This window comes from Sphingobacterium faecium (assembly GCF_003054045.1).
Classification (GTDB): domain Bacteria; phylum Bacteroidota; class Bacteroidia; order Sphingobacteriales; family Sphingobacteriaceae; genus Sphingobacterium; species Sphingobacterium faecium.
Genome location: NZ_QBKH01000003.1, coordinates 311,663 through 332,862 on the forward strand (window position 1 = coordinate 311,663; position 21,200 = coordinate 332,862).

15 protein-coding genes and 1 tRNA gene are annotated in these 21,200 nt (G+C 35.9%); 7 read left to right on the plus strand and 9 right to left on the minus strand.

Annotation, left to right across the window (positions count from 1 at the left end; translation table 11 throughout):
* The first annotated feature begins 39 nt into the window (after positions 1-39).
* On the plus strand, positions 40-1,275 hold the full coding sequence (locus C8N37_RS09430; protein ID WP_244914383.1) for a Glu/Leu/Phe/Val dehydrogenase dimerization domain-containing protein: 1,236 nt from the start codon (positions 40-42) through the stop codon (positions 1,273-1,275).
* 79 nt (positions 1,276-1,354) lie between these two features.
* Here C8N37_RS09430 and C8N37_RS09435 read toward each other — a convergent pair whose 3' ends face one another.
* The 4 genes from C8N37_RS09435 to C8N37_RS09450 form a co-directional block, all read right to left on the minus strand.
* Positions 1,355-2,029 carry a hypothetical protein gene (locus C8N37_RS09435; protein ID WP_108158680.1) on the minus strand — a complete coding sequence of 225 codons (675 nt, stop codon included), beginning with the start codon at positions 2,027-2,029 and terminating at the stop codon, positions 1,355-1,357.
* On the minus strand, positions 2,019-2,531 hold the full coding sequence (locus C8N37_RS09440; protein ID WP_108158681.1) for an RNA polymerase sigma factor: 513 nt from the start codon (positions 2,529-2,531) through the stop codon (positions 2,019-2,021). Before C8N37_RS09440 ends, C8N37_RS09435 begins: the two co-directional genes overlap by 11 nt.
* Positions 2,532-2,724: 193 nt before the next feature.
* On the minus strand, positions 2,725-3,102 hold the full coding sequence (locus tag C8N37_RS09445) for a YidH family protein (RefSeq protein ID WP_108158682.1): 378 nt from the start codon (positions 3,100-3,102) through the stop codon (positions 2,725-2,727).
* A gap of 331 nt (positions 3,103-3,433) precedes the next feature.
* Positions 3,434-4,948 carry an NYN domain-containing protein gene (locus C8N37_RS09450; protein WP_108158683.1) on the minus strand — a complete coding sequence of 505 codons (1,515 nt, stop codon included), beginning with the start codon at positions 4,946-4,948 and terminating at the stop codon, positions 3,434-3,436.
* A 541-nt stretch (positions 4,949-5,489) separates the two neighbouring features.
* On the opposite strand from C8N37_RS09450, the gene C8N37_RS09455 reads away from it, so the two are divergent.
* Together C8N37_RS09455 and C8N37_RS09460 are read left to right on the plus strand one after the other, a co-directional pair.
* Positions 5,490-6,473: a lipoate--protein ligase gene (locus tag C8N37_RS09455; RefSeq protein ID WP_108158684.1), complete on the plus strand. Its 984-nt coding sequence runs from the start codon at positions 5,490-5,492 to the stop codon at positions 6,471-6,473.
* A gap of 275 nt (positions 6,474-6,748) precedes the next feature.
* Positions 6,749-7,873 (plus strand): lipid II:glycine glycyltransferase FemX, encoded by a 1,125-nt coding sequence (locus tag C8N37_RS09460; RefSeq protein ID WP_108158685.1) that lies wholly within the window; start codon positions 6,749-6,751, stop codon positions 7,871-7,873.
* A gap of 104 nt (positions 7,874-7,977) precedes the next feature.
* Here C8N37_RS09460 and C8N37_RS09465 read toward each other — a convergent pair whose 3' ends face one another.
* Complete coding sequence (locus C8N37_RS09465) at positions 7,978-9,369, minus strand: family 10 glycosylhydrolase (RefSeq protein WP_108158686.1); 1,392 nt, start codon at positions 9,367-9,369, stop codon at positions 7,978-7,980.
* A gap of 792 nt (positions 9,370-10,161) precedes the next feature.
* On the opposite strand from C8N37_RS09465, the gene C8N37_RS09470 reads away from it, so the two are divergent.
* Positions 10,162-12,186, plus strand: a complete 2,025-nt coding sequence (locus C8N37_RS09470; RefSeq protein ID WP_211322221.1) for a hypothetical protein — start codon at positions 10,162-10,164, stop codon at positions 12,184-12,186.
* A gap of 93 nt (positions 12,187-12,279) precedes the next feature.
* On the opposite strand, the gene C8N37_RS09475 is transcribed toward C8N37_RS09470, so the two are convergent.
* Both C8N37_RS09475 and C8N37_RS09480 read right to left on the minus strand, forming a co-directional pair.
* Entirely contained in the window at positions 12,280-13,494 is a 1,215-nt protein-coding gene (locus C8N37_RS09475) for a trans-sulfuration enzyme family protein (protein WP_108158687.1), read from the minus strand.
* A gap of 413 nt (positions 13,495-13,907) precedes the next feature.
* Positions 13,908-15,122: a DUF763 domain-containing protein gene (locus C8N37_RS09480; RefSeq protein ID WP_108158688.1), complete on the minus strand. Its 1,215-nt coding sequence runs from the start codon at positions 15,120-15,122 to the stop codon at positions 13,908-13,910.
* A gap of 249 nt (positions 15,123-15,371) precedes the next feature.
* Here C8N37_RS09480 and C8N37_RS09485 point away from each other — a divergent pair, with 249 nt between their 5' ends.
* The gene (locus C8N37_RS09485) at positions 15,372-16,856 is read left to right on the plus strand and encodes an ATP-binding response regulator (RefSeq protein ID WP_108158689.1); all 1,485 of its coding nucleotides are present in this window, start codon (positions 15,372-15,374) and stop codon (positions 16,854-16,856) included.
* Positions 16,857-16,975: 119 nt separating this feature from the next.
* Positions 16,976-17,341 carry a response regulator gene (locus C8N37_RS09490; RefSeq protein ID WP_108158690.1) on the plus strand — a complete coding sequence of 122 codons (366 nt, stop codon included), beginning with the start codon at positions 16,976-16,978 and terminating at the stop codon, positions 17,339-17,341.
* Between the two features lie 179 nt (positions 17,342-17,520).
* Here C8N37_RS09490 and C8N37_RS09495 read toward each other — a convergent pair whose 3' ends face one another.
* Entirely contained in the window at positions 17,521-20,001 is a 2,481-nt protein-coding gene (locus C8N37_RS09495; RefSeq protein WP_108158691.1) for a phosphocholine-specific phospholipase C, read from the minus strand.
* Between the two features lie 164 nt (positions 20,002-20,165).
* Between C8N37_RS09495 and C8N37_RS09500 the strand changes: the two genes are divergently transcribed.
* Entirely contained in the window at positions 20,166-20,960 is a 795-nt protein-coding gene (locus tag C8N37_RS09500) for an HAEPLYID family protein (protein WP_108158692.1), read from the plus strand.
* 166 nt (positions 20,961-21,126) lie between these two features.
* Here C8N37_RS09500 and C8N37_RS09505 read toward each other — a convergent pair.
* Positions 21,127-21,199, minus strand: a tRNA-Ala gene (locus tag C8N37_RS09505).
* Between the last annotated feature and the right edge of the window lies 1 nt (position 21,200).

The following is a 21,200-nucleotide window of genomic DNA, read 5'->3' on the forward strand; positions in this document are numbered from 1 at the left end:
ATCTATAGCTTAAATAAGCTAAAAAAGAATCTACATACTATGGAAAATATGAAAGAGCTGCTGCAAGCTTTTGAACAGAAAAGGCCGGAGATCATTTTTGAATGGAAAGATACAGAAACTGAGGCAGAAGGATGGGTAGTCATTAATTCTTTACGAGGTGGAGCAGCTGGAGGAGGGACTCGGATGCGGTTGGGATTGGATAAAAATGAAGTTGAATCATTAGCCAAAACCATGGAAGTAAAATTCACCGTTTCTGGACCGCCTATCGGTGGAGCCAAATCAGGAATTAATTTTGATCCATCGGATCCTCGAAAAAGAGGTGTACTGGATAGGTGGTTTAAAGTCGTGACTCCCTTACTTAAGAATTATTACGGTACAGGTGGAGACCTCAATGTCGATGAAATTCACGATGTCATACCTTTAACAGAGCAATATGGTCTTTGGCATCCACAAGAAGGTGTGTTGAATGGTCATTTCAATGTACGTGAAAATGAGCGCATCCACCAGATTGGGCAACTTCGCTATGGCGTTTCTAAAGTTTTGGAAGACCCAGCATATAGTCCCGATCTGAAACGAAAATATAAGATAGCGGATATGATTACAGGTTATGGGGTGGCAGAAGCTGTTAAACATTTCTACAGATGCTATGAGAGTAATTGTGCGGGTAAGAGTGCTATCATTCAAGGTTGGGGCAATGTTGCTGCAGCAGCAGCATTTTATCTCAGTAAGATAGGGGTAAAGATTGTCGGTATTATAGACCGTGCTGGCGGATTGATTAATCCTTTAGGTTTTACCGAAGGAGAAATCACAACGCTGTTTCTCAATCGTAAAGGAAACGAATTGTCCACTCCTGATTTACTTTCTTTTGAAGAAGTGAACAAGGAGATTTGGCATATGGGAGCCTCCATTTTTATTCCTGCTGCAGCCTCACGTTTAGTTTCTAAGGAACAGGTAGGTGAATTGGTCACACATGGACTTGAGCTGATTGCTTCAGGTGCCAATGTGCCTTTTTCAGATCGTGAAATATTTTATGGACCTGTCATGGAATATGCCGATACACAAGTATCCGTAATACCCGATTTTATAGCAAATTGTGGTATGGCACGTGTTTTTGCATACCTCATGCAACCCAATGTAGAAATCAGTGATGATGCATTATTTTCAGATGTATCACGTATCATCGGACAAGCAATAGATCAAATTAGAGCAGTATCCGATTCCAAAACACATCTATCATCAAAAGCATATGAAATTGCGCTAAAGCAATTGGTTTAATCATCCCCTAGGATGGATATATGAAAAAGCATTTGCAGTAAAGATCTGCAAATGCTTTTTATAGCGATGATAATATTTCTTATTCTCCAGTCTTTAGATCCTCTTCTTTTAAACCGTTTTTTATTTCTTGTTCCAACTTCAGTTCTTCAGCTTTTAGCTCGTCCAATACTTTTTTCAATTGGTTGACATAAGGACCGTAGTAATATCGTGTCCAAGCAAGAATGGATAGGATAAAACTTAAACTAACCACTAGCGTGAGTACAATAAGTGTTAATCTGAATTCAGATGATAAAGATGAGAAATCTTTTCCTTTTTCTAATAAAGTATTATATGCATATAACGTAATCACAATTAGCGCAGTAGGAAGTAAAAGAAAACCAAAAGCGTGATAGCGTTCTATATTTAATTTAAAATCATAGTATATTTCGGTCAAGCTATCTTTCGTATCAGCAGTGTAGTGATTAATCCTGTTATAAAATAATCGAAACAAGTTCAAATAATATGCTGAAATAACAACCAGTAAGGTATAAGAAGCATAATAAATGACATGCAATGAAGGGTGGATAGGGAACAGTTGTGGGAAAAATCCCAAAAATAGGATAGTCACAATCTGTATATACCATTCCTTATTCATGTTTTGCTTGAGTTTATCCAAGGGGTGTTTAGCTTGTCTAAGTTGTTTTATTTGTGATGGAATATGGACATCGTCCGTGTTTTCATTATTCCACGCCGATTTTAATTTATCAAGATTCATAACCTGTTTTTTTTATGATTTGTTGTAATTTTTCTTTAGTTCTATTGAGTTTTACACGTACATTTCCTTCACTTATACCGAGCTGAAATCCCGTTTCACGATGCGATAGTCCTTCCATGAAGTAAAATATCAAAGCTTTTTCTACGGAATTTAGTTGTTGCACAGCAAGATAAAATATCTCCAGTTGTCGATCCTTTTCTGGATTGTAATCTTCATTTTCAGGTTCTTTTGCACTAGAGTAATCATAAACATCACTTCTTCGTTTTTCCTTTTTAAAATAAGAAATAGCCGTATTGATTGCTACTCGATACATCCATGAAGAAAAAGCACTATCTCCTTTAAAGTTTTGATAAGATTTCCACAATTGGATCATGATTTCCTGTTGTAAATCTTCTCGGTCTTCTGGACTGTCCATATATAATCGAGCTACCTTATGTAGGATACCTTTGTGAGCCTCCATCAGATTCAGAAATGTTTTTTCGCTAGAATAATCTGTTAACATATGATATTACTACAAAGATTTTAATTGAAATGAACAACATTTTGAACATATCATGCTTAAAAAATGAATTTCCTTTTTGTTATTTGATTAGTAAGTACGAGCACTTCTCCTTTCGTTACACTTTTTTTAAATGAATATTCCAGATAGATTGTTAGATGCTGTTTATGAGATAGGTAAATGAGATTTTTTAGTTTCAAATACTATCAATAAGGTACCATATCAATAGTGCACTAACTAAAATAAGACCAAAAGTAGCGAACACAATGAGGGGATTAGAGCTTCCATAAGTATCTTTATCAATCTCTTTTTCAACTTTTTTATAATTGAGATAGGCAAATAGTGCTGTCATAGCGCCAAGTGCTACTAATGTGACACCGATTGCGGCGGAGTAACCTTTTTGTATAGTATGCTGTTGGTTATGTAAAATTAAACTCACTTGTTTGACAAATAATGAAAATTTTACCACTACAAAACCAAATCCCATAATTCCTATACTGGTACGTATCCATGCTAAGAATGTACGTTCATTGGCCAAATGATCACTTGTTTTCTTTTGAGGTTGATTATTCATAATGTTCATGATATAGGATATAACAATAAAAATGCAAGATTGATTTCCATTGTTTTGGGTTTAAAATAACTATTACCCTATTTTAAGGATTTCTATTTTAAAAATTACAGTTTAATTTCACTGTTATATCAAAAGAGGGGTAAATATTTTCATATGTGCAGATTAAAAAGTGGTACTAATGAAAATGCCTAAAGCTGGGAACTTCAGGCATTTTCTAACCAATTATTAATCTAAATTATGAATAAAAGTTATTTCAAATGTTGTGCCAAGAAATAAACTTATCGTTATTTTATGGTATTGCGTTAATAAAATTACAAAACTTATAGTAATTTTAGTTACTTTCTTTGCTTATTTTGTCTAATTGATAGGAGTTGTCTCCCAATTTTACCAACTTAACTGATGTGCCAGCCTCAAGTTCAAGTTCTTCTGCAGCATGTTGTCCCAAACTCAGGACATGAGAACGATCTCTTCTGTAAGAAAAAGCACACTCGTATTCATTTTTAATCAGTATTCTAATCTTTTTAGTTTTATTTGGAAATAAAGGTTTAAGATCTTTCGTAATTCTGATTTGATTTTTAGTTACATCTTCTGCTGTAATTTGGTTTCCTTTCGAAGGAATAATTGCATGTTCCAACTCTGTGATATGCGTTTTTACTTTAGAAAGGGAAGACGTCGCTGAACTTAAGGAAGTCGTTGCTGTATGCTCAGATTGTGAAGGTGGGTGGAGTTTTGTTTGATTAGAATTTGTATTTGATCGTTCCGTATCAGCCGATTCAGTAGCAAATATGACTTTTGCCTGTTGGTTAGCTGTATTGGTTTCGGATATCGTTACAGTAGGATTTGTATTTTTTGGCTTTCCCTTTGATTTTCCTTGTTTTGGTGTTATGTTTTTCCGCTCTGTAGGAGCAGATACCGACTGCGTTATAGATTTTGCTTGTTGCGTAGCTGAATTTGCAGCTTGAGAAGCAGTTGTGTTTGGTTTTGAATGATGAGCAGTATTATTTATTGGAGTTGTTTGACTAATGGTTGTACTTCCTGTTGTCGTCAGAGCAGGATTTGTTTGTACGGGTTTATTAATGATATTTCTGATGTAATAATTTTTTATTCGAGATTTCTCTGTATTACGCTCTTCAATTTCAAAATCTTCTTTATAAGCCTTAAAAAGGTGGGAGATTTTTTCATAGCCGTAGTTTCTAGCATCAAAATCTGGTTTTCTTTTATTAAATAAGCTGCCTATTTCACCTAAAAATGCCCATCCACTTTCATCTGCAGTATCATCTACGGTATCTTTTAGTAGCTCAAGTGTCTCTTCATCCAAGGCAGAAATTTGATTTCTGTCAACAACAGGGTTGGGAGTGGAACTGGAATTATTATTTTTCTTTTTTACAGCTTTTTTAGAAACCTCCTTCTCTAAGATTTCGACATAAATAAATTTATCACAAGAAGAAATAAAAGGTTTCGGAGTTTTACGTTCTCCTATACCAATTACTAGTTTACCTGATTCGCGAAGCCTGGTAGCTAGACGGGTAAAATCGCTGTCACTGGAGACAATACAAAATCCATCTACACGATCCGAGTGTAAAATATCCATCGCATCGATGATTAAAGCCGAATCTGTTGAATTTTTACCCTGAGTATAGCTGTATTGTTGAATGGGTGTGATCGCATGTGTTAAGAGGCTATCTTTCCAATTTTCTACATAAGGACTAGTCCAGTCACCGTAGATACGCTTGATCGTAGGGATTCCATATCGTTTTACTTCATTCAATATCTCCTCTATTTTTTTATAAGAGATATTATCAGCATCAATCAAGATCGCTATTTTTTTTTCTGTTTCTTCTGGCATCCCTTGTGTTTTTAATATGCGCTATAAAATTGAATTCTATTGAAATTTAAGTTATTTATTTAGCTTAATTTGATTTTAACTAACTATAATCACCTGAGCATTCAGATGGTACAGTCCATGTCTAATGTGTTAAGTGTAACAACTCTGCTCTTGTAAACTTATATAAATTTGCTTAGATACGCAATATAATAGAATTGATCCATAAGAAGATATTTGTATGCATTTATTACATTATAAAAGGAGAGCATGATTTTTTTGTTGTACACACATGTACATTCGATGTTTTTCTATAAATAGAAGACAATTCCGGTTTACATGCAGGGATGATGTATTTTATTCCTATCTATATATCCTAAGTAAAAAATGTTAAATATGATTTTCTATTTTACACCAGTTATTATCCACAATTAGTTGTTGCAAGCGCTCCATTCTTATGATAACCATACGACTTTTATAAAACCAATTTAGAATTAGTGTTATGATCCCGATAATGCCTCGCTTTTCTATTAAAAACTTGTTATTTTTGTGTAAATTCTAGTTTATGCTGATCATTGAATCCCCCTCCAACAACGCTTATTTTAATATAGCATCGGAAGAATATTTGTTGAATAAATATCCGGAAGCAGATATTTTTTTATTATATATCAATGCACCTTCTATTATTATCGGTAAATTTCAAAATACATTAGCGGAAATTAACTTAGATTATGTTCAAAGTCAAGGAATAAAGGTCGTTCGGCGCATGTCTGGTGGAGGAGCGGTTTATCATGATCTTGGAAATTTAAACTTCTCATTTCATACCCTTTTAGGTACAAATGATTTTATGGATTTTTCAACTTTTACACAGCCCGTCATATCCCTGTTAAATCATATGGGTATCCCAGCAAAATTAGAAGGTCGAAACGATCTGTTAGTAGAGGGAAAGAAATTCAGTGGAAATGCAAAACTTGCCAAAAATGGAAAGATGATCCAACATGGTACACTTCTAATCAATTCTCAGATGGAGGTTCTTGGGGATGCTTTAAAAGTTAATCCTTTAAAATTTGTGGATAAGGCGGTGAAGTCAAATCGTGCCCGAGTGATCAACCTGAGTGAATATCTTCCTGCAGAAATTACAGCATTATCTTTCAAAGAGTTGTTGATCGCTGAAATGATGGAAAATAATCCCCAAGCAGTCCGCCATTCATTTACAGACGATGATGTCATCGGTATTGAAAAATTGGTAGCAGAAAAGTACAGTACCTGGGAGTGGAACTTTGGATTTTCACCCCAATATAATTTTAAAAAAGCACTAAAAATACCAGCAGGATTTATTGAAATCCATTTAGATGTACATAAGGGATATATTGAAAAAGCAAAAATATTTGGAGATTTCTTTGCTTCAAAACCGATTGAGGAACTAGAATCCTTACTCATCGGTCAGAAGCACGACATTGCTCACCTTGCAACGCTATTGTGTCAGCAAGATATAACGGCTTATTTTGGCAAAGTCAGTACCGCTGAATTATTGGATTTATTTAAATGATATCGTATTTAAAACAAAAAATACTTCTCACCATACCCATATTTTATGGCTTGACAATATTAAAATATCATATTTTCAAGAAATTTTCTTGTCCTTTTTAAAGCAGAGAGAAGATTAAGTTCTGTTTGTAACGGCTAAAGAATGCTTTTTAACAAGTACCTGACAAATCAACTTGGTGAGATTAATCTTTATGGTTATGTTTGTCGTTTTTGGCATTGAAATTTGAAACCTTATATTCAAATTTCAATACCCATTGATTTCATATTAAAAAAGCCATGATTGCCGAAATAGAAGACAAAGAAATTAAACAAATTTATCAAACATCAATTATTCAACAAACAGCCTATTGGTCTGAAGTGAAAAGATTGCAAGGAGTAACGTCGAAAGCGTTTAATTTTAAAACCAAAATAGCCGATCTCTATGTAGATTCAGAAGACACCACTTATTTTATCGGAGATCTGTTGATTTTGATTCAGACTTTAGATCAAGATCATAGTATTGCTTATGTTCCCTATGGACCAGAAGTGGAGCCATCAGTAGAAAATCAAGGCTATTTTTTAGAACAATTATCTGAAAGCTTAAGATCTTGTTTACCCAAAAACTGTATCATGATCCGGTATGATTTATCTTGGGAGTCACATTGGGCAAAAGAAGATGACTGTTATGATATTAATGGCAATTGGTTAGGAGTTCCAGACAAAAAAATTCAGGAAATCCGTTTTAATTTCAATACAACTAACTGGAATTTAAGAAAATCGAATACAGATATTTTACCCTCAAATACCATTTTTATGGATTTGAAGAAAGATGATGATACCCTTTTAGCTGCTATGAAAACCAAGACACGCTATAATGTCAATCTATCCAAAAGAAAAGGAGTCAAAATTCGTTCACTTGGTCTCGATAGTTTGGCAATTTGGTATGATCTATATCGACAAACTGCTGCACGGAATCATTTCTTTCTGCACGATATCAGCTATTTCAGAGTAGTACTTTCTGCACGAGCTAATGATACGCTATCACCAGCAGATGTCTATTTATTAGTCGCAGAGATAGAAGATAAACCGCTAGCGGCGATGTTTTTGGTCGTATCGGCGAATCGAGGAACGTATTTATACGGAGCTTCAGCTACAGAAAACAGAAATTATATGGCTACTTATGCTTTACAATGGCGTGCCATGCAAATGGCTAAAGAAAAAGGCTGTACCGAATATGATTTCTTTGGAGTAGCACCCCAAGCAGATGCATCACACCCGCTATATGGACTCTATCGGTTCAAAACAGGATTTGGTGGTCAAATTTTTCATCGTATGGGTTGTTGGGATTATCCCCTTGATAATGAAAAGTATAAGTATTATACTTCTATGGAGTTTAAAAATCAAAGCTATCATCTAAGTTAAAAAAAGAGGGTACACCCATATGTCAGGTGACCCTCTTTTTTATGATCATTAAAAAAGTATGAGAGGATTGATACTGTAACTGTAATTAGTTTAATGTGATGTAATTAGGTTGCAACGTCTACATTCCATCCAGACAATATTCCCCCATAAAAATAGAAAGTAACGTGAAATTTTTTATTACTCCATTTATCGGAAACCAAATAACGTTCCGTTACATCATAAGATGCCACTTTTTTGAAACTTGATAATTTCACCGCAGGTAAATTGCTGCTTGTTTCTGATCCAGATACCAGTTGCTGTATTTTAGCCGTAATTAAATTCATAATCCCTTCCTTTTTGAATGGATCACGTTCGACTCGGTTTTTACCAACGATAGGCATTACGCCATTATTAGCTAGTTTTTTAGCCTTTGCTTGTGCAGTATAATTTTTAAATTTCTCTTTAATTTTAGGGTCACGGATACTATTCACGGTAAATATGGCTATCCCTTGTGCTCCATGATTCAACGCCTCATCCATTTCTGTAAACATGACATCGCTATCACTCGCCATCAGTCCGCAGTATAAAGTGGTCATCTTATTTTTATCATGTACATTTTCGATCGTACAATCTCTTATGAAACTTGGATCTTCTGTATAGAAATTGCTGTATACCATGGGAAATACCATATCCAATTTCCATTTTCCCCAATCTTGTCTTACCATTCGGGAAGCCATTTTTGGTGTTGGAAAGGGGGATGCGGCCATTACTTTACCACTAGCATGCACCACATCTGCGATCATATTAGCTACATCTGTAATTTGATCACAGCGAAACTGTCTCCATTTGAGATCGCTAGCGGGATCTTTTTGTTCACGTGGATCATAACCGAATTGATCTTTGAACTTTTGGATTGCTACCGGGTGATAACCATAATCCCAAGCGGCATATTCGCGATCTTGAACAATATGATATTTAGGCCAAAGTGTAGTAGGAAGTACAACATCGACGTAGCGGTTATAGTCGATAGAAATTCCATCCAACCCCTCTACATCACAATATGATTGAATTTTCTCTTTGATGTAATTCTTGACTTCAGGAAGAACAGGAGATAAAAATTTATAATAACCTACATATGCGGTCGTATCAGCTAAACTTTTCCCATTTCGATTGACACTAAACCACTCTGGATGCTCCTTTAAAATCTGCTCCCGATCATGTTCCAGATTTAAAGTCCACAACCAAGCGACTACTTTAATCCCGTATTTATGCGCGATCGGAATGGCAACCCTATAATCATCAGGTGTAGGAGCATTGAGCATGACCCCATCGATACCCAGATACTGCATTTCACGACAGAGTGAATCAAAATTACTGGTAGGTCTATAATCTAACCAAGTCCAAAACATGGGTTGATCTGTGTTATTTGCAGCAGCAGCTTGTTTGCTGGTCAAAAGAAATAATCCTAAGAAAAAAAGAACGAAAATACGTAATTTAAGCGAATGATGGTGGTTCATAATCTATACTTTATTAATACAAAGAAATCAGATAGTATTTAAATGGATAATATTTACGTGCAATATAAATAATTTCAGTCGAAAGTCAGGTAAGCTATACCCTTTTAGCATATCTTAATCTTGAGTAATCTTATTTATGTGAGTAATCAGATTGAATGTCAATTCTTTTGTCATAAAAAACGCCTGAAGCGGGGAACTTCAGGCGTTTTAACTAACCAATTATTAACCTAAATTATGAATACTTATTAAACGCGCTGTGGCATATTATTGTTGCGTATGTATATTGATTTTAACAGATTTTAACGGTTGTTCCATCTTCGTCTTTATTTTGAATCAAAAATGATCAATGTCAATTCTTTTTTCATAAAAAACGCCTGAAGTGGGGAACCTCAGGCGTTTTTAACTAACCAATTATTAACCTAAATTATGAATACTTACTAAACGCTTTCTGATATCGTATTGTTGCATATGTATATTGATTTTAACAGATTTTAACTATTTTTATCATGCATGCGAGTTATTTCGGTGGTAAAATGAATGAGTTAAAGTGTGTTTAAATCTTTTCATTCCAATGCATATCCTTAGATTGGCATTATCATTGAAGAAATGTCAAACTGAAAGTATAAGAATTTGCGAGATACTCTATTTTGTTTTATTATTTTCGAAATTTCATAGCATCCAGAAGCAAAATGTTCAATACATGATCGAGTATGATTGTTTTGCTATCATGGGCTGATAGATTAAATAATCAAAAAAGTAATGTTGCGATCAAGCAATTTGAAGCCATTCCGCATGAGAGAAAAGTTAAGTACCAATCAACAAGTCAAGTACTTGTTCGAAAAATTCTATATTCAACTAAGTGATCCATCCTATATTGAATTGGATTTCTTGTCCTACTTAATTGCCATATTCAGACCAAAACGAAAATCATTATATTATCAAGTTGATATCCGTCCCTTATTGGATTATTTAAAAGAATCTAACGAGCATAGAGATCTATTTGTTAAATATATGCATCGAGTTTTAGATCAGAAAGATTTTGACCAATTGATTACAGATACGGGTATTATTAGTTATGCTGATTTTAGGTATGAGATTAAAAAAAGATTTACGGAAAAGTATTTGCCATCACAACCTCCAAAATCAACTTTACAATATGTACTCAATCAAATTTTTTATCATTCTAAGGATGCCGATTGGGTTGCAGCGATCCCTGCAAAACAGCAGCATGAATTATATGTGATCTGTCAATTCAACTCACTTTACGAAAGTGAGCATAATTTTGAAATTAAAGAAATTTTGTATGGATTAGAGGTACTGGTGCAGCGGATTACAGGAAGAGCTATGGAAACCGATGTGAGCAAGATGGTTCCCGAGTTTCAAAATTTTGATAGTCCATTTATTGCCATTATGCGGGAGTTCAATGAGTTGAACGATCGTTTCTTAGGTGACCATATGCAGTTTATGACTTCCGATGATCTTGCCTATAAACAAATATTGGTGTTGCATAAGCAATGTGAAAATTATATTGATACCGCATTTTCCAATTCGCATCGCTTTGGTATCTCGATCAAAGTCAATCAATCTTTATTGCGAATCAGGCAGCAATTGGAAAGAATCAAAACAATTTTATCTTTTTTGGTCATTAATGAGGCTCAAGAAAAGATGACTAAAACAATAGCCTTTGCACAGACATTGATTGATTATAATTGTCGTAAGAGCAATATTCGGAAACTGGTGGGGCAAAGCACCCAATTGTTAGCTTATGAAATTACACATCATACTGCACAAACTGGAGAACATTATATTACCTCAAGTAAGAAAGAATATTGGCGTATGTTTCGTTCAGCTTGTGGAGGCGGGATCATCGTGGGCGTGATGTGTATAATTAAATTGTTCTTAGGAAAAGTTGACACTAGTGAATTTGGACACGCTTTACTTTACAGTATGAATTATGCCATAGGGTTTACCGCTATTTATCTTTTTGGAGCAACATTAGCAACTAAACAACCTGCTATGACTGCATCAGCATTAGTTGCTGCTATACAAAATGGTGCATCAGGGCAGGATCAAACTCGACATAAGTATTGGAATTTTGCCATTTTCTTTGCCCGATTGTTTCGATCACAATTTATCGCATTTGTCGGTAATGTCATCATGGCTTTTCCTGTCAGCTTACTATTGGTATGGGGTATTCAGGAAGTTTTCCACTTCAATCCGGCAGCAAATAAGTGGCTAAAATTGGTCAACGAATTGAATCCTACAGAAACGCCAATGATATTGCATGCTTGCATTGCAGGAGTCTTTTTGTTTCTTTCAGGAATCATTGCCGGTAGTATATCCAATAGAGACAAACATAATTCGGTGTATTATCGAATAGAGGAACAACCTGTATTAAAAAAAGTATTTGGTAAAGAAAAAACAGCGAAAGTTGCGCGTTTTTATGAAAAAAAATGGGCTGGAATAGTCTCTAATATTTGGTTTGGTGTTTTTATGGGGACAACAGCCTCAGTAGGTATGTTTTTAGGGTTAAATTTGGACATTAGGCACATCACCTTCGCAAGTGGAAATTTAGCTCTGGGCTGGTTTGGTCATGATCGTTACCTCAGTACGGAAATGTGGATATGGGGTATTCTTGGTATAGGGATTATTGGTTTTTTTAATTTTCTAGTTAGTTTCTCACTATCACTGACACTCGCATTTCGATCTCGGAACCTGTCCTTTGGAGAATTGATTAAAATGGCAAAAGCGGTTTGGATTTATTTTAAAATAAGTCCAAGATCATTCTTCTTCCCTCCCGAAGAGAAAAAAAAGTAAAGAATTCGCGAACATGAGAAGGAATAAAAAGTACAATGCCCCAAAATTATTCTGGGGCATCTACTGATCTGTACAGTTATTTTTTATTTATAGTTACCCGAGAGCTTGCTCCAAATCTGAGATTAAATCATCAATTGATTCGAGCCCCACACTAATGCGAATAAGACCATCGGTAATACCTGTTTTTAAACGAATCTCTCTAGGTATTCCGGCATGGGACATAGAAGCAGGGTGGGAGACTAATGTATCGACAGTTCCGATTGAAACGGCACGTGTGCATATCTGAAGTTTGTTTACAAAATCAATAGCTTTGTCATACCCATCTTTAAGCTCTATGCTCATGACAGATCCGGCATGTCGCATCTGTTTTTTACTAATCTCATAATCCGGATGGGTGGGGAGTCCATTGTAATGTACCTGCGCTATCTGAGGATGCTGGTCTAGAAACATGGCTACATCCATGGCATTGCGGCAATGTTGTTCCATCCGTAAGGGTAAAGTTTTGATTCCCTGTAAAACAAGAAAAGCATCAAATGGGTTACTGTTGACACCTAATAATTTATGTGTCTGATGTACATACGTTTCCATAGCTGTTAGATCCCGTCCTACTAATACTCCACCTATGGCATTACCATGTCCATTCAAAAATTTTGTTGTGGAATGAAACACATAATCTACACCGTATTTAAAAGGTTGCTGGAGATAAGGAGTAGAAAAGGTATTATCAACAGAAATCAATTTGTTATATTTTTTTCCCAGTTCCACCACCAGTTTTATATCAATACACTGCATGGTTGGATTTGCGGGAGATTCAAAGTGAATCAGCTTAATTTCTGGTTTATCTTTTAAAATCTTTTCCAATTCGTCCGCATCAGTCATATCCGAAAAAAAAGCTTTAATACCAAATTTAGGAAGCATTTTGGTGATGAACTCATGGGTTCCACCATATAAAGATGGGGTGGCCAATATCCCATCTCCAGCATTAAGGCAGGAGATAAATAGCGTTGACATGGCAGATTGTCCACTTGATGTTAATAAAGCACGGGCACGCAAAGGGCTTCCATCAGGGTTTAGGATATGCCAGGTTTCCAGGTCAGCTATAGCTTGAGCTGTCGCATCAGTCGTTGGATTGCCAAATCGAGAGTAAATATATCCCGCATCTTCTCCAGAAAATCTGCGCATTCCTTGCTCCACGCTATCAAAGGTGAATGTAGAACTTGCATATATAGGTGCTAAATGGGCATGATGACCATCCGTATGTTCCTGATGAATAGCCATTGTTCCAAAGTCAATATCATTTCTGGTCATAGGAGTAGCTTAAAATTAAATGTTTATCCTTGTTGCACATGTTTGTCGGTCTGTAGGTGTAAGTTGTCAATCCTAAATTTAGGAATAAAAGATTAAAAAATGGATTGAAATAGGGGAGTTTTCCTTTATTTTTAAATAACCAAAGACCAAGTGTTCTGCGCTGATGTGATTTATTATTCGATCAAGGAAGCAGATTTTAAAATATATTAGAATTTATTACTCAGTTTTTATTCTAAAAATACCTGTAATTATAGCATTTATAAGAATCATCTACTTCCAATACTGTGTATCTACTGTATCATAACAGCTTCATAGTGCTCCATTAAAAACATGTAAAAGCATTTCATTGAGCGTTTGATTTGATATTGTTATGAGCTAAATACACGATATATGTTAATTAACGACATATACTATTAAAACATCGATAATTGAATTCCGGAACGATCTGAATTGGGCTTTTTTGCTTTTCCCATTACGGTTTGACCATTATACTTCCATGAATCTCTACGCTCTTGTTCCAATATTTCTTGTATGTCAAACTGTGGAGTGAAATTTGCCTCAGCCTGTAATACGATCTGATGTAATTTATTGATTGTTTTTAGTTTATCCAGATTTCCCAATTTTGATTTTTCTATTCCTTTTCTAAGTACCATAATACTATCATCATAAATCATTAAAGGTACAGGAAAAGGATGACCATCTTTACCACCATGAGCAAATGAAAACCGCGCAGGATCTTTAAATCGGGATGGACCACCATGAATGACTTCACTCACTAACGCAAGAGATTGCATGGTGCGAGGACCGACTCCTTTGAGCAGTAATAATTCTTCAAAACTATTGGTCTGCAATTCGCGTGTCACATATAATAATGCCCCGAGTCTTTTTAAATCCACATCAGATGCGCGGATATCATGCCTTTTAGGCATCACAAGATGTGCAAATTCTTGTATGATCCGAGCGGGATCATTTTTAGCAATAGCCAAAATTCCCTGTCTATTTGGTGTTGCTGCTGCTGCTGTTAGGTTTAATATCTGTCCCTGAGAGATGCCACTTATGCCCGTATGCGGTTCATCTATAAAAGATTTTAAATGCTGAGAATGCCAATGGTAACGTCTTGCTGTCCCATCATTTTCATGCATACCCTGCTGTACAACAGTCCAATTGCCTTGGTCAGAAACAATGAAATTATGAAGATAAAGTTGGTATCCATCTTGGATAGCCGTATTATCCACTTTTGCAGTCAGTTTGCTCGCACGTACCAGTGCGTCCCCAGCAAGGCCTGTTTGGTCTGCTATCCTTAATAATTCTGCAGGTGTTTCTCTGGAAAACTTTCCTTTACCACCGCATATATATAGCCCTAAAGACGCCGATTGTGGGTTAATAGCACGTTTTAAAGCCCCCATGACGGATGTGGTGATTCCAGACGAATGCCAATCCATACCCAATACAGCACCAAAACTTTGAAACCAAAAAGGATCTGATAAGCGGCGCAATACCTCATCTTGACCATAGTCTGCTAAAATGGCCTCTACAATAGAAAGCCCCAAGGCTGACATACGTTCATAGAGCCAAGCTGGTACTTTCCCATAATGTAGCGGTAAATCAGCTGTTCCCGAACGTTTCATATTGTTTTACTAAATTTATTAGTGTAAAATTAGGCAATAAAATCTAGAGTTGATTTCAATCTATCAGATTTATTTTCTTGAAATGAAATGTATATTTTTTACATTTTAAATCTTTATGACTGGAGTTGTTATTTTGGATTGATTTTTGATTTTAGATAAGGGACATCTACAAAAATTATTTTAGTACCAATTGTTTTTTGTTTACTATTCCGTATGAAATAATTATAATTAGCAAATTAAGTTGAAAATATGATTTTAATCGTTGATGATAAACCTGAGAATATCTATTCCCTGCAACAACTGTTAGAGTCTAGAGGTTTTAGTGTGGACACGGCATTTTCCGGAGAAGAAGCTTTAAAAAAAGCATTCAAAAACCGATATGCACTTATTATTTTAGATGTTCAAATGCCCGATATGGACGGCTTTGAAGTTGCAAAGTATTTAGCAAATTACAGTAAAACTAAAGATATTTCCATTATTTTTTTGTCCGCAGCAAATCACGATAGGCGATTTATTGAACAAGGCTATGCTTCTGGAGGGATAGATTATGTCACAAAGCCTGTAGATATGGAGATTTTATTGCTTAAAGTCAGGAATTTTTACCGTTTTTATGAACAAAATTTGGCTTTAAATGCTGTACAGCATGATTTACTGAGCGAAATTGAGCGACGTAAACGGGCGCAATCCTCCTTGTTAGAAAAAGCAAATCATCTACGCTTAATATTAGAGTCTCTTCCTCAAATCGCTTTCTCTGTGGATCCAAAAGGTAAAATTGATTTTGTAAATAATAATTGGTTTCTATTTTCAGCATCCGAAAATCAATTTCCAGAATGCCATCCTGATGACCCCGTTATTATGGATGTTGTAAACGCGCATATTAAAAAGGGTAAAGCTGTGGAAATGGAAGTAAGAATAAAACCGTTGAATTCTGAACTTTATCGTTATCACTTATTGCGGATTGTCCCCATTGAAGAAAATCATGTGATTGCCCACTGGGTAGGTACTTTTACGGATATAGATGATCAAAAACAGATTGAACAAAAGAAGGATGAATTTATCAGTATTGCATCACACGAACTAAAAACACCACTGACTAGTATGCGTGGATATGTTCAATTGTTAGATCGTGCTTTGCGTGGAGAACAAAATGTAAAAGTACAGAAATATATGGATCGTGTCCAAGGGCAATTGGATAAATTGAGTACACTGGTTGCAGATTTACTCGATATTTCAAAAATTGATAATGGCAAATTAAAAATCAATCATCAGTTATTTGATCTTGATATTTTAATAGATGCTGTCATTGAAACCATGCGCCAGACTGATGATAGTAAGATGATGCATATCGAACGCGTAGGTACTCGATTAGATCGCTTAATATTGGGCGACGAGTTGCGCATCGAACAGGTACTGGTCAATTTTGTGACCAATGCAATCAAATATGGGCCCGATTCGGATCGAATTATCATCCATACCGAAATGAATGATCAAGAAGTGAAAGTAAGTGTACAAGATTTTGGAATAGGTGTACCTGCAAAAAATCAACCCCCCATCTTTGATAAGTTTTATCGGGTCGAGGAAACATCTGTTCGCTTTCAAGGATTAGGTTTGGGGCTTTATATCTCCGCTGAAATTATTAGACAGCATCAAGGTCGGTACGGCATGGAAAGTAAACTCGGCGAGGGAGCCACTTTTTATTTTACTTTACCCATCAAACAGCGCATTTATGATTAACAAATGAATAAAGGGGCTTTAAATAAAGGTTTAATCAAAAAAGGTAGATTCATCGTCCACGACGCAATTAGATATTAAGAATAAGATCATGTTAACAATACAATTTTAAAAAAAGAGCCATGGAAACCAACAAAAAGATTTTAATTTTCGAAGATGATATTTCCATATTAGAGATCGTTACCATTATTCTAGAAGATGCTGGCTATGAAGTTGAAACATCACAAACTTCTCATGATATCATTGAAAAAGTTGCTGCATTAAGACCAGATTTAATTCTAATGGACAACTGGATTCCCAATATTGGTGGAAAAGAAGCAACAAAACTATTAAAAAAAGATTCCAATTTTAGTCAGATACCGGTTATTTATATAACAGCAAATAGTGATATCGCTGAACTTGCCAAAGATGCAGGAGCAGATGATTTTCTAGCAAAACCCTTTGATTTAGTCGATCTTGAAAAAATAGTGGACAAATATTTAAAATAGCGTTTTAAAAAACATAAATGATATCTTCTCATTTGCTATAGCGCTAACTAATGGTCTCCATATGTGGGGATAGCTAAAGATTGAAAATGAAATTCGATCGTCTCTAAATTAATTGCATACTAGGTCACTTTAGAGACGATCGGTTTATATATTGCATGCTGTCGCGTCGGGATCATGCTTTAACTTAACTGCGGATCTGTTTTTGAATGTTTTCCAGTCTCCACCCGACCAGCAAAATGTCGCTCAAACGAACGATTTAATATCGTAAGAGTGATATCATACCATCCAGACTGTTGTTTGGTATCCATTATCCATGTTATTGACTGGTCTGCCTTTAAGGCTATTTTCTTATTCCATAAACGATATGCATTGTCTTTAACGTTTATATTTAACGTTTCTTTTCCTTCATTTTTGAGGTATATCACTAGATTTCCAGTCGGTTTTTTATTTATTCCTAATTCGTAGGATGCGCGAACGTGTAGAGCTTCATCTTGCCCTTTAAATCCCCGCATAAATCCATTTGGTCCGTAAGCCGTAAAAGCATAAGTATTATCTTTGAAATCGGATAAATTCCAGCTGAAATCAAGTGTCTGTCCTGCAAATACAGCAAATGGCCAAAATTGAACACCAGCGTGATAAGATTCGCCCGTGTAGATATTGAATGGACTATTCAAGGATGCCTCACCAAAAAAAGTATTCCCAACTTGCATATGTAAGGAGATCTTATCATCTTTTTTATTAATCTCTTCATGGATATACAATTCATACGCCAAAGCACTCGAAGGACGTTGGCCTTTTTCTTGTTTGGCCAACCATGGAGATTTGATTCGTTGTTTTTTTAGATTTTCTACATCACTTATGGACCATTGATGATAATTATGGGGTAAGGGCAATTTTTTGGATTGATCAATAGCGCGTATCTGTGCGTTGCGGTCTAAGAAAGGTAATTTCAGGTCAGAAATCGATTCTGCTGTACGAAACACGGAAGTCAAATCTCCCGTAATTGCTCTTCGCCATGAACTGATATTATTTTCGTAAATATGTTTATCATATTTTTTGTTCAGAAAATGTTCTAAAAATTGTATTGTAGAAGTGATGTCGAAAACTTCAGAATTGACCCAACCTCCTTTTGACCAAGGCGAAGCGATGATCAACGGAACACGGTATCCGAGTCCAACGGGACCCTCAGTTGCGTTTTCCTTATTTTCTCCAGCATCTAGTTCCTGTTGTAGACTGACGTACTCACCAGAAATATCCATTCCAGGAGAAACCTTACCTGATGTTGGATCTGCTGGATTGGGTGCTACGAAAGGTGGGATATGATCAAAATAACCATCATTTTCATCATAGTTCAATATGAAAATGGTTTTGCGCCACAGATCCGGATTTTCTGTTAAAATATTCAAAATTTCGGAGGTATACCAAGCACCATACATCGGTGCGCTAGGATGATCAGAAAAATATTCGGGTGCAACTAACCAAGAAACTGTAGGAAGTTTTCCAGACCGTACATCTTGTCTAAATTGGTGCAATACGTCGCCTTTTGGAACACGAATTTCTGATCCATGTTCTTCGGTATTGAGAGCCTCACGATAAGATGGATCTTGTTCATTCGTCTGAAAGGCACGCCTAAAAAGAGCTTGCTCCAATGGCGATAGCTTTTTAAAAGCCTCAGGAGTAAAAGTTTGAAGTTTTTTTTCAAAACTCGTCAACTGTTCACGTTTTTGCTTTAATTTATTTTTTTCCTTTTGTACACTTTCTGCTTTACCATCTTGCAAGAGTTTTTCTATTCCCTTGATTTCATCAGGAAGCTCAGCAATGCGCTTTCTTAAAAAAGCGAGATGACTCTCCTTAAATTCAACATGATATTGTGAAAACCACTCCAAGTTGTTGTCCGTATAATTGCCCAGTAAGCCTTCATCTTGTAGACCGGATTGTATGCTCACCTCATTTTGATATACCTTCCAGGAAATACCCGCCGCTTCTAATTTTTCTGGAAAAGTTTTCCAATTAGCCCATCGGTTGAAGTAGATGTCTGAGTTGCGAACCAATGGTTTCTCTCCTTTAGCAGGGACACAAGTACCCGTCCAAAAAAAGTGTCGATTGGTTGTTGTACCTGTTATCGATGAACAAAAGTTTTGATCGCAGATTGTAAAAGCATCGGCAAATGCATAGTAAAAAGGATTATCTTCACGGGTGTAGTAACCCATTGTTAGTGGGATATCTTCGTAATGCTTGTGGCCAGATCGTTTAGCATCTATCCAATTATCGTGTTTTCCGTTGTTACGGGCAGCTGATTGATTTTCCCAAGAGTGCGGTAAGTAGCTTGTCCAGGCAGCTTTAGATCTTTTGATGTCGAGGCGAAAAGGAGAAAATGTTTTACCATCTTTTCCAGATTGTAACCATACCGGATTTCCATTAGGCAATCGTATAGCTCGAGGATCTCCATAACCTCTTACACCAGATAGGGTACCAAAGCTATGGTCAAAAGAGCGGTTTTCTTGCATCAGCATAACGATATGCTCAGCATCAAGAAAACTAGATCCAGAAAGAGGTTCGATTGCCATTGCTTTCTGTATAGCGGCAGGTAGTCCCCATTCCAAACCCATCGCTCCAGTTAAAAGGGAGGCTTTCTTTAAAAAATCTCTTCTATTATCCATGTAGTACTATATTACTCATTTTTAGATTTAAAATTTAAAAGTATAAAGAATTTGGATGCAGTAGTGTAACGATTAGGTTTCATAAGTGCATATTCAGCATGATTATTTAAAATTCCTAAGTTTTTCCTAAATGTGACTATAGGTTTGTTTCAAACAATAGCATCATGAAACTTTTATATACCATTCTATTTTCACTATTCATCTACACTTTTTCATTTGCTCAAGTCAGTATACTACCTAAACCGGCTAAAGTAAAACATGCAGAACCACTTTATCTCGATCTGATGCGTGACCTGGGAGCCCGAAAGGGGGAGGCCGAATTTAATGTCGGTTATGGAACAGGACGTTTCAAAAACAGAGTCGAGCATCATACTTTTGTTGAGTATGAATGGGCAGTCGCCAATCGGTTGGGATTAGAGATCGAAATTCCTGTACTCTTTGCAAAAGATGATTTAGGACATAGCACCAATCGGGTCGAAGGATTAAAATTTGGAACGCAGTATACGTTTTTAGTTGATGAGAAACGTCAGACTTCCTTAGCTATCGGTTACGTACATGAAATGGAATTTGGAAAATCTAATCCGAACGTCAGAAATACACCTCTTTTCGAAGGATTAATATCATCGCCATTTTTTATAGCAGCTAAAAACTTTAACCAGATTAGTACATTGATCTATACAGGACCAGAATTTGAATATGGTTTTAAAAGTAGGGAGATGCAAACCAATTTTGTCCTAAATGCCAACATACATTATATGGTTCCTAATTCAAGCCATTATATCGGTATTGAAAATGATATGCGTATGGAGCATGGTCACTTGGAATATATCATGAGACCACAAGCCAAGCTGGCATTATCACCTCAAATAGCAGTAGGACTTGTGTGCGGAGTTCCGATTAAATCGGATGAATTTCAAATGGATTTTATGACCCGATTAATCTGGGAACCTAAATTTTAGGACTGTTACTTATAGGTTATAAATTGTGGTTTAAATCTGGTTGAAAATGGTCCTGATTTTTGAGAATTGCTTACAAGAAATATTACAAAATAATCTTTCGTGATTTCTGTATCTATAGTGAATCAAACAGGCTCATGTGGTTAACTACATGAGCCTGTTCTAATTGTGGAGCATATCGGAATCGAACCGATCACCTCTTCACTGCCAGCGAAGCGCTCTACCAAATGAGCTAATACCCCT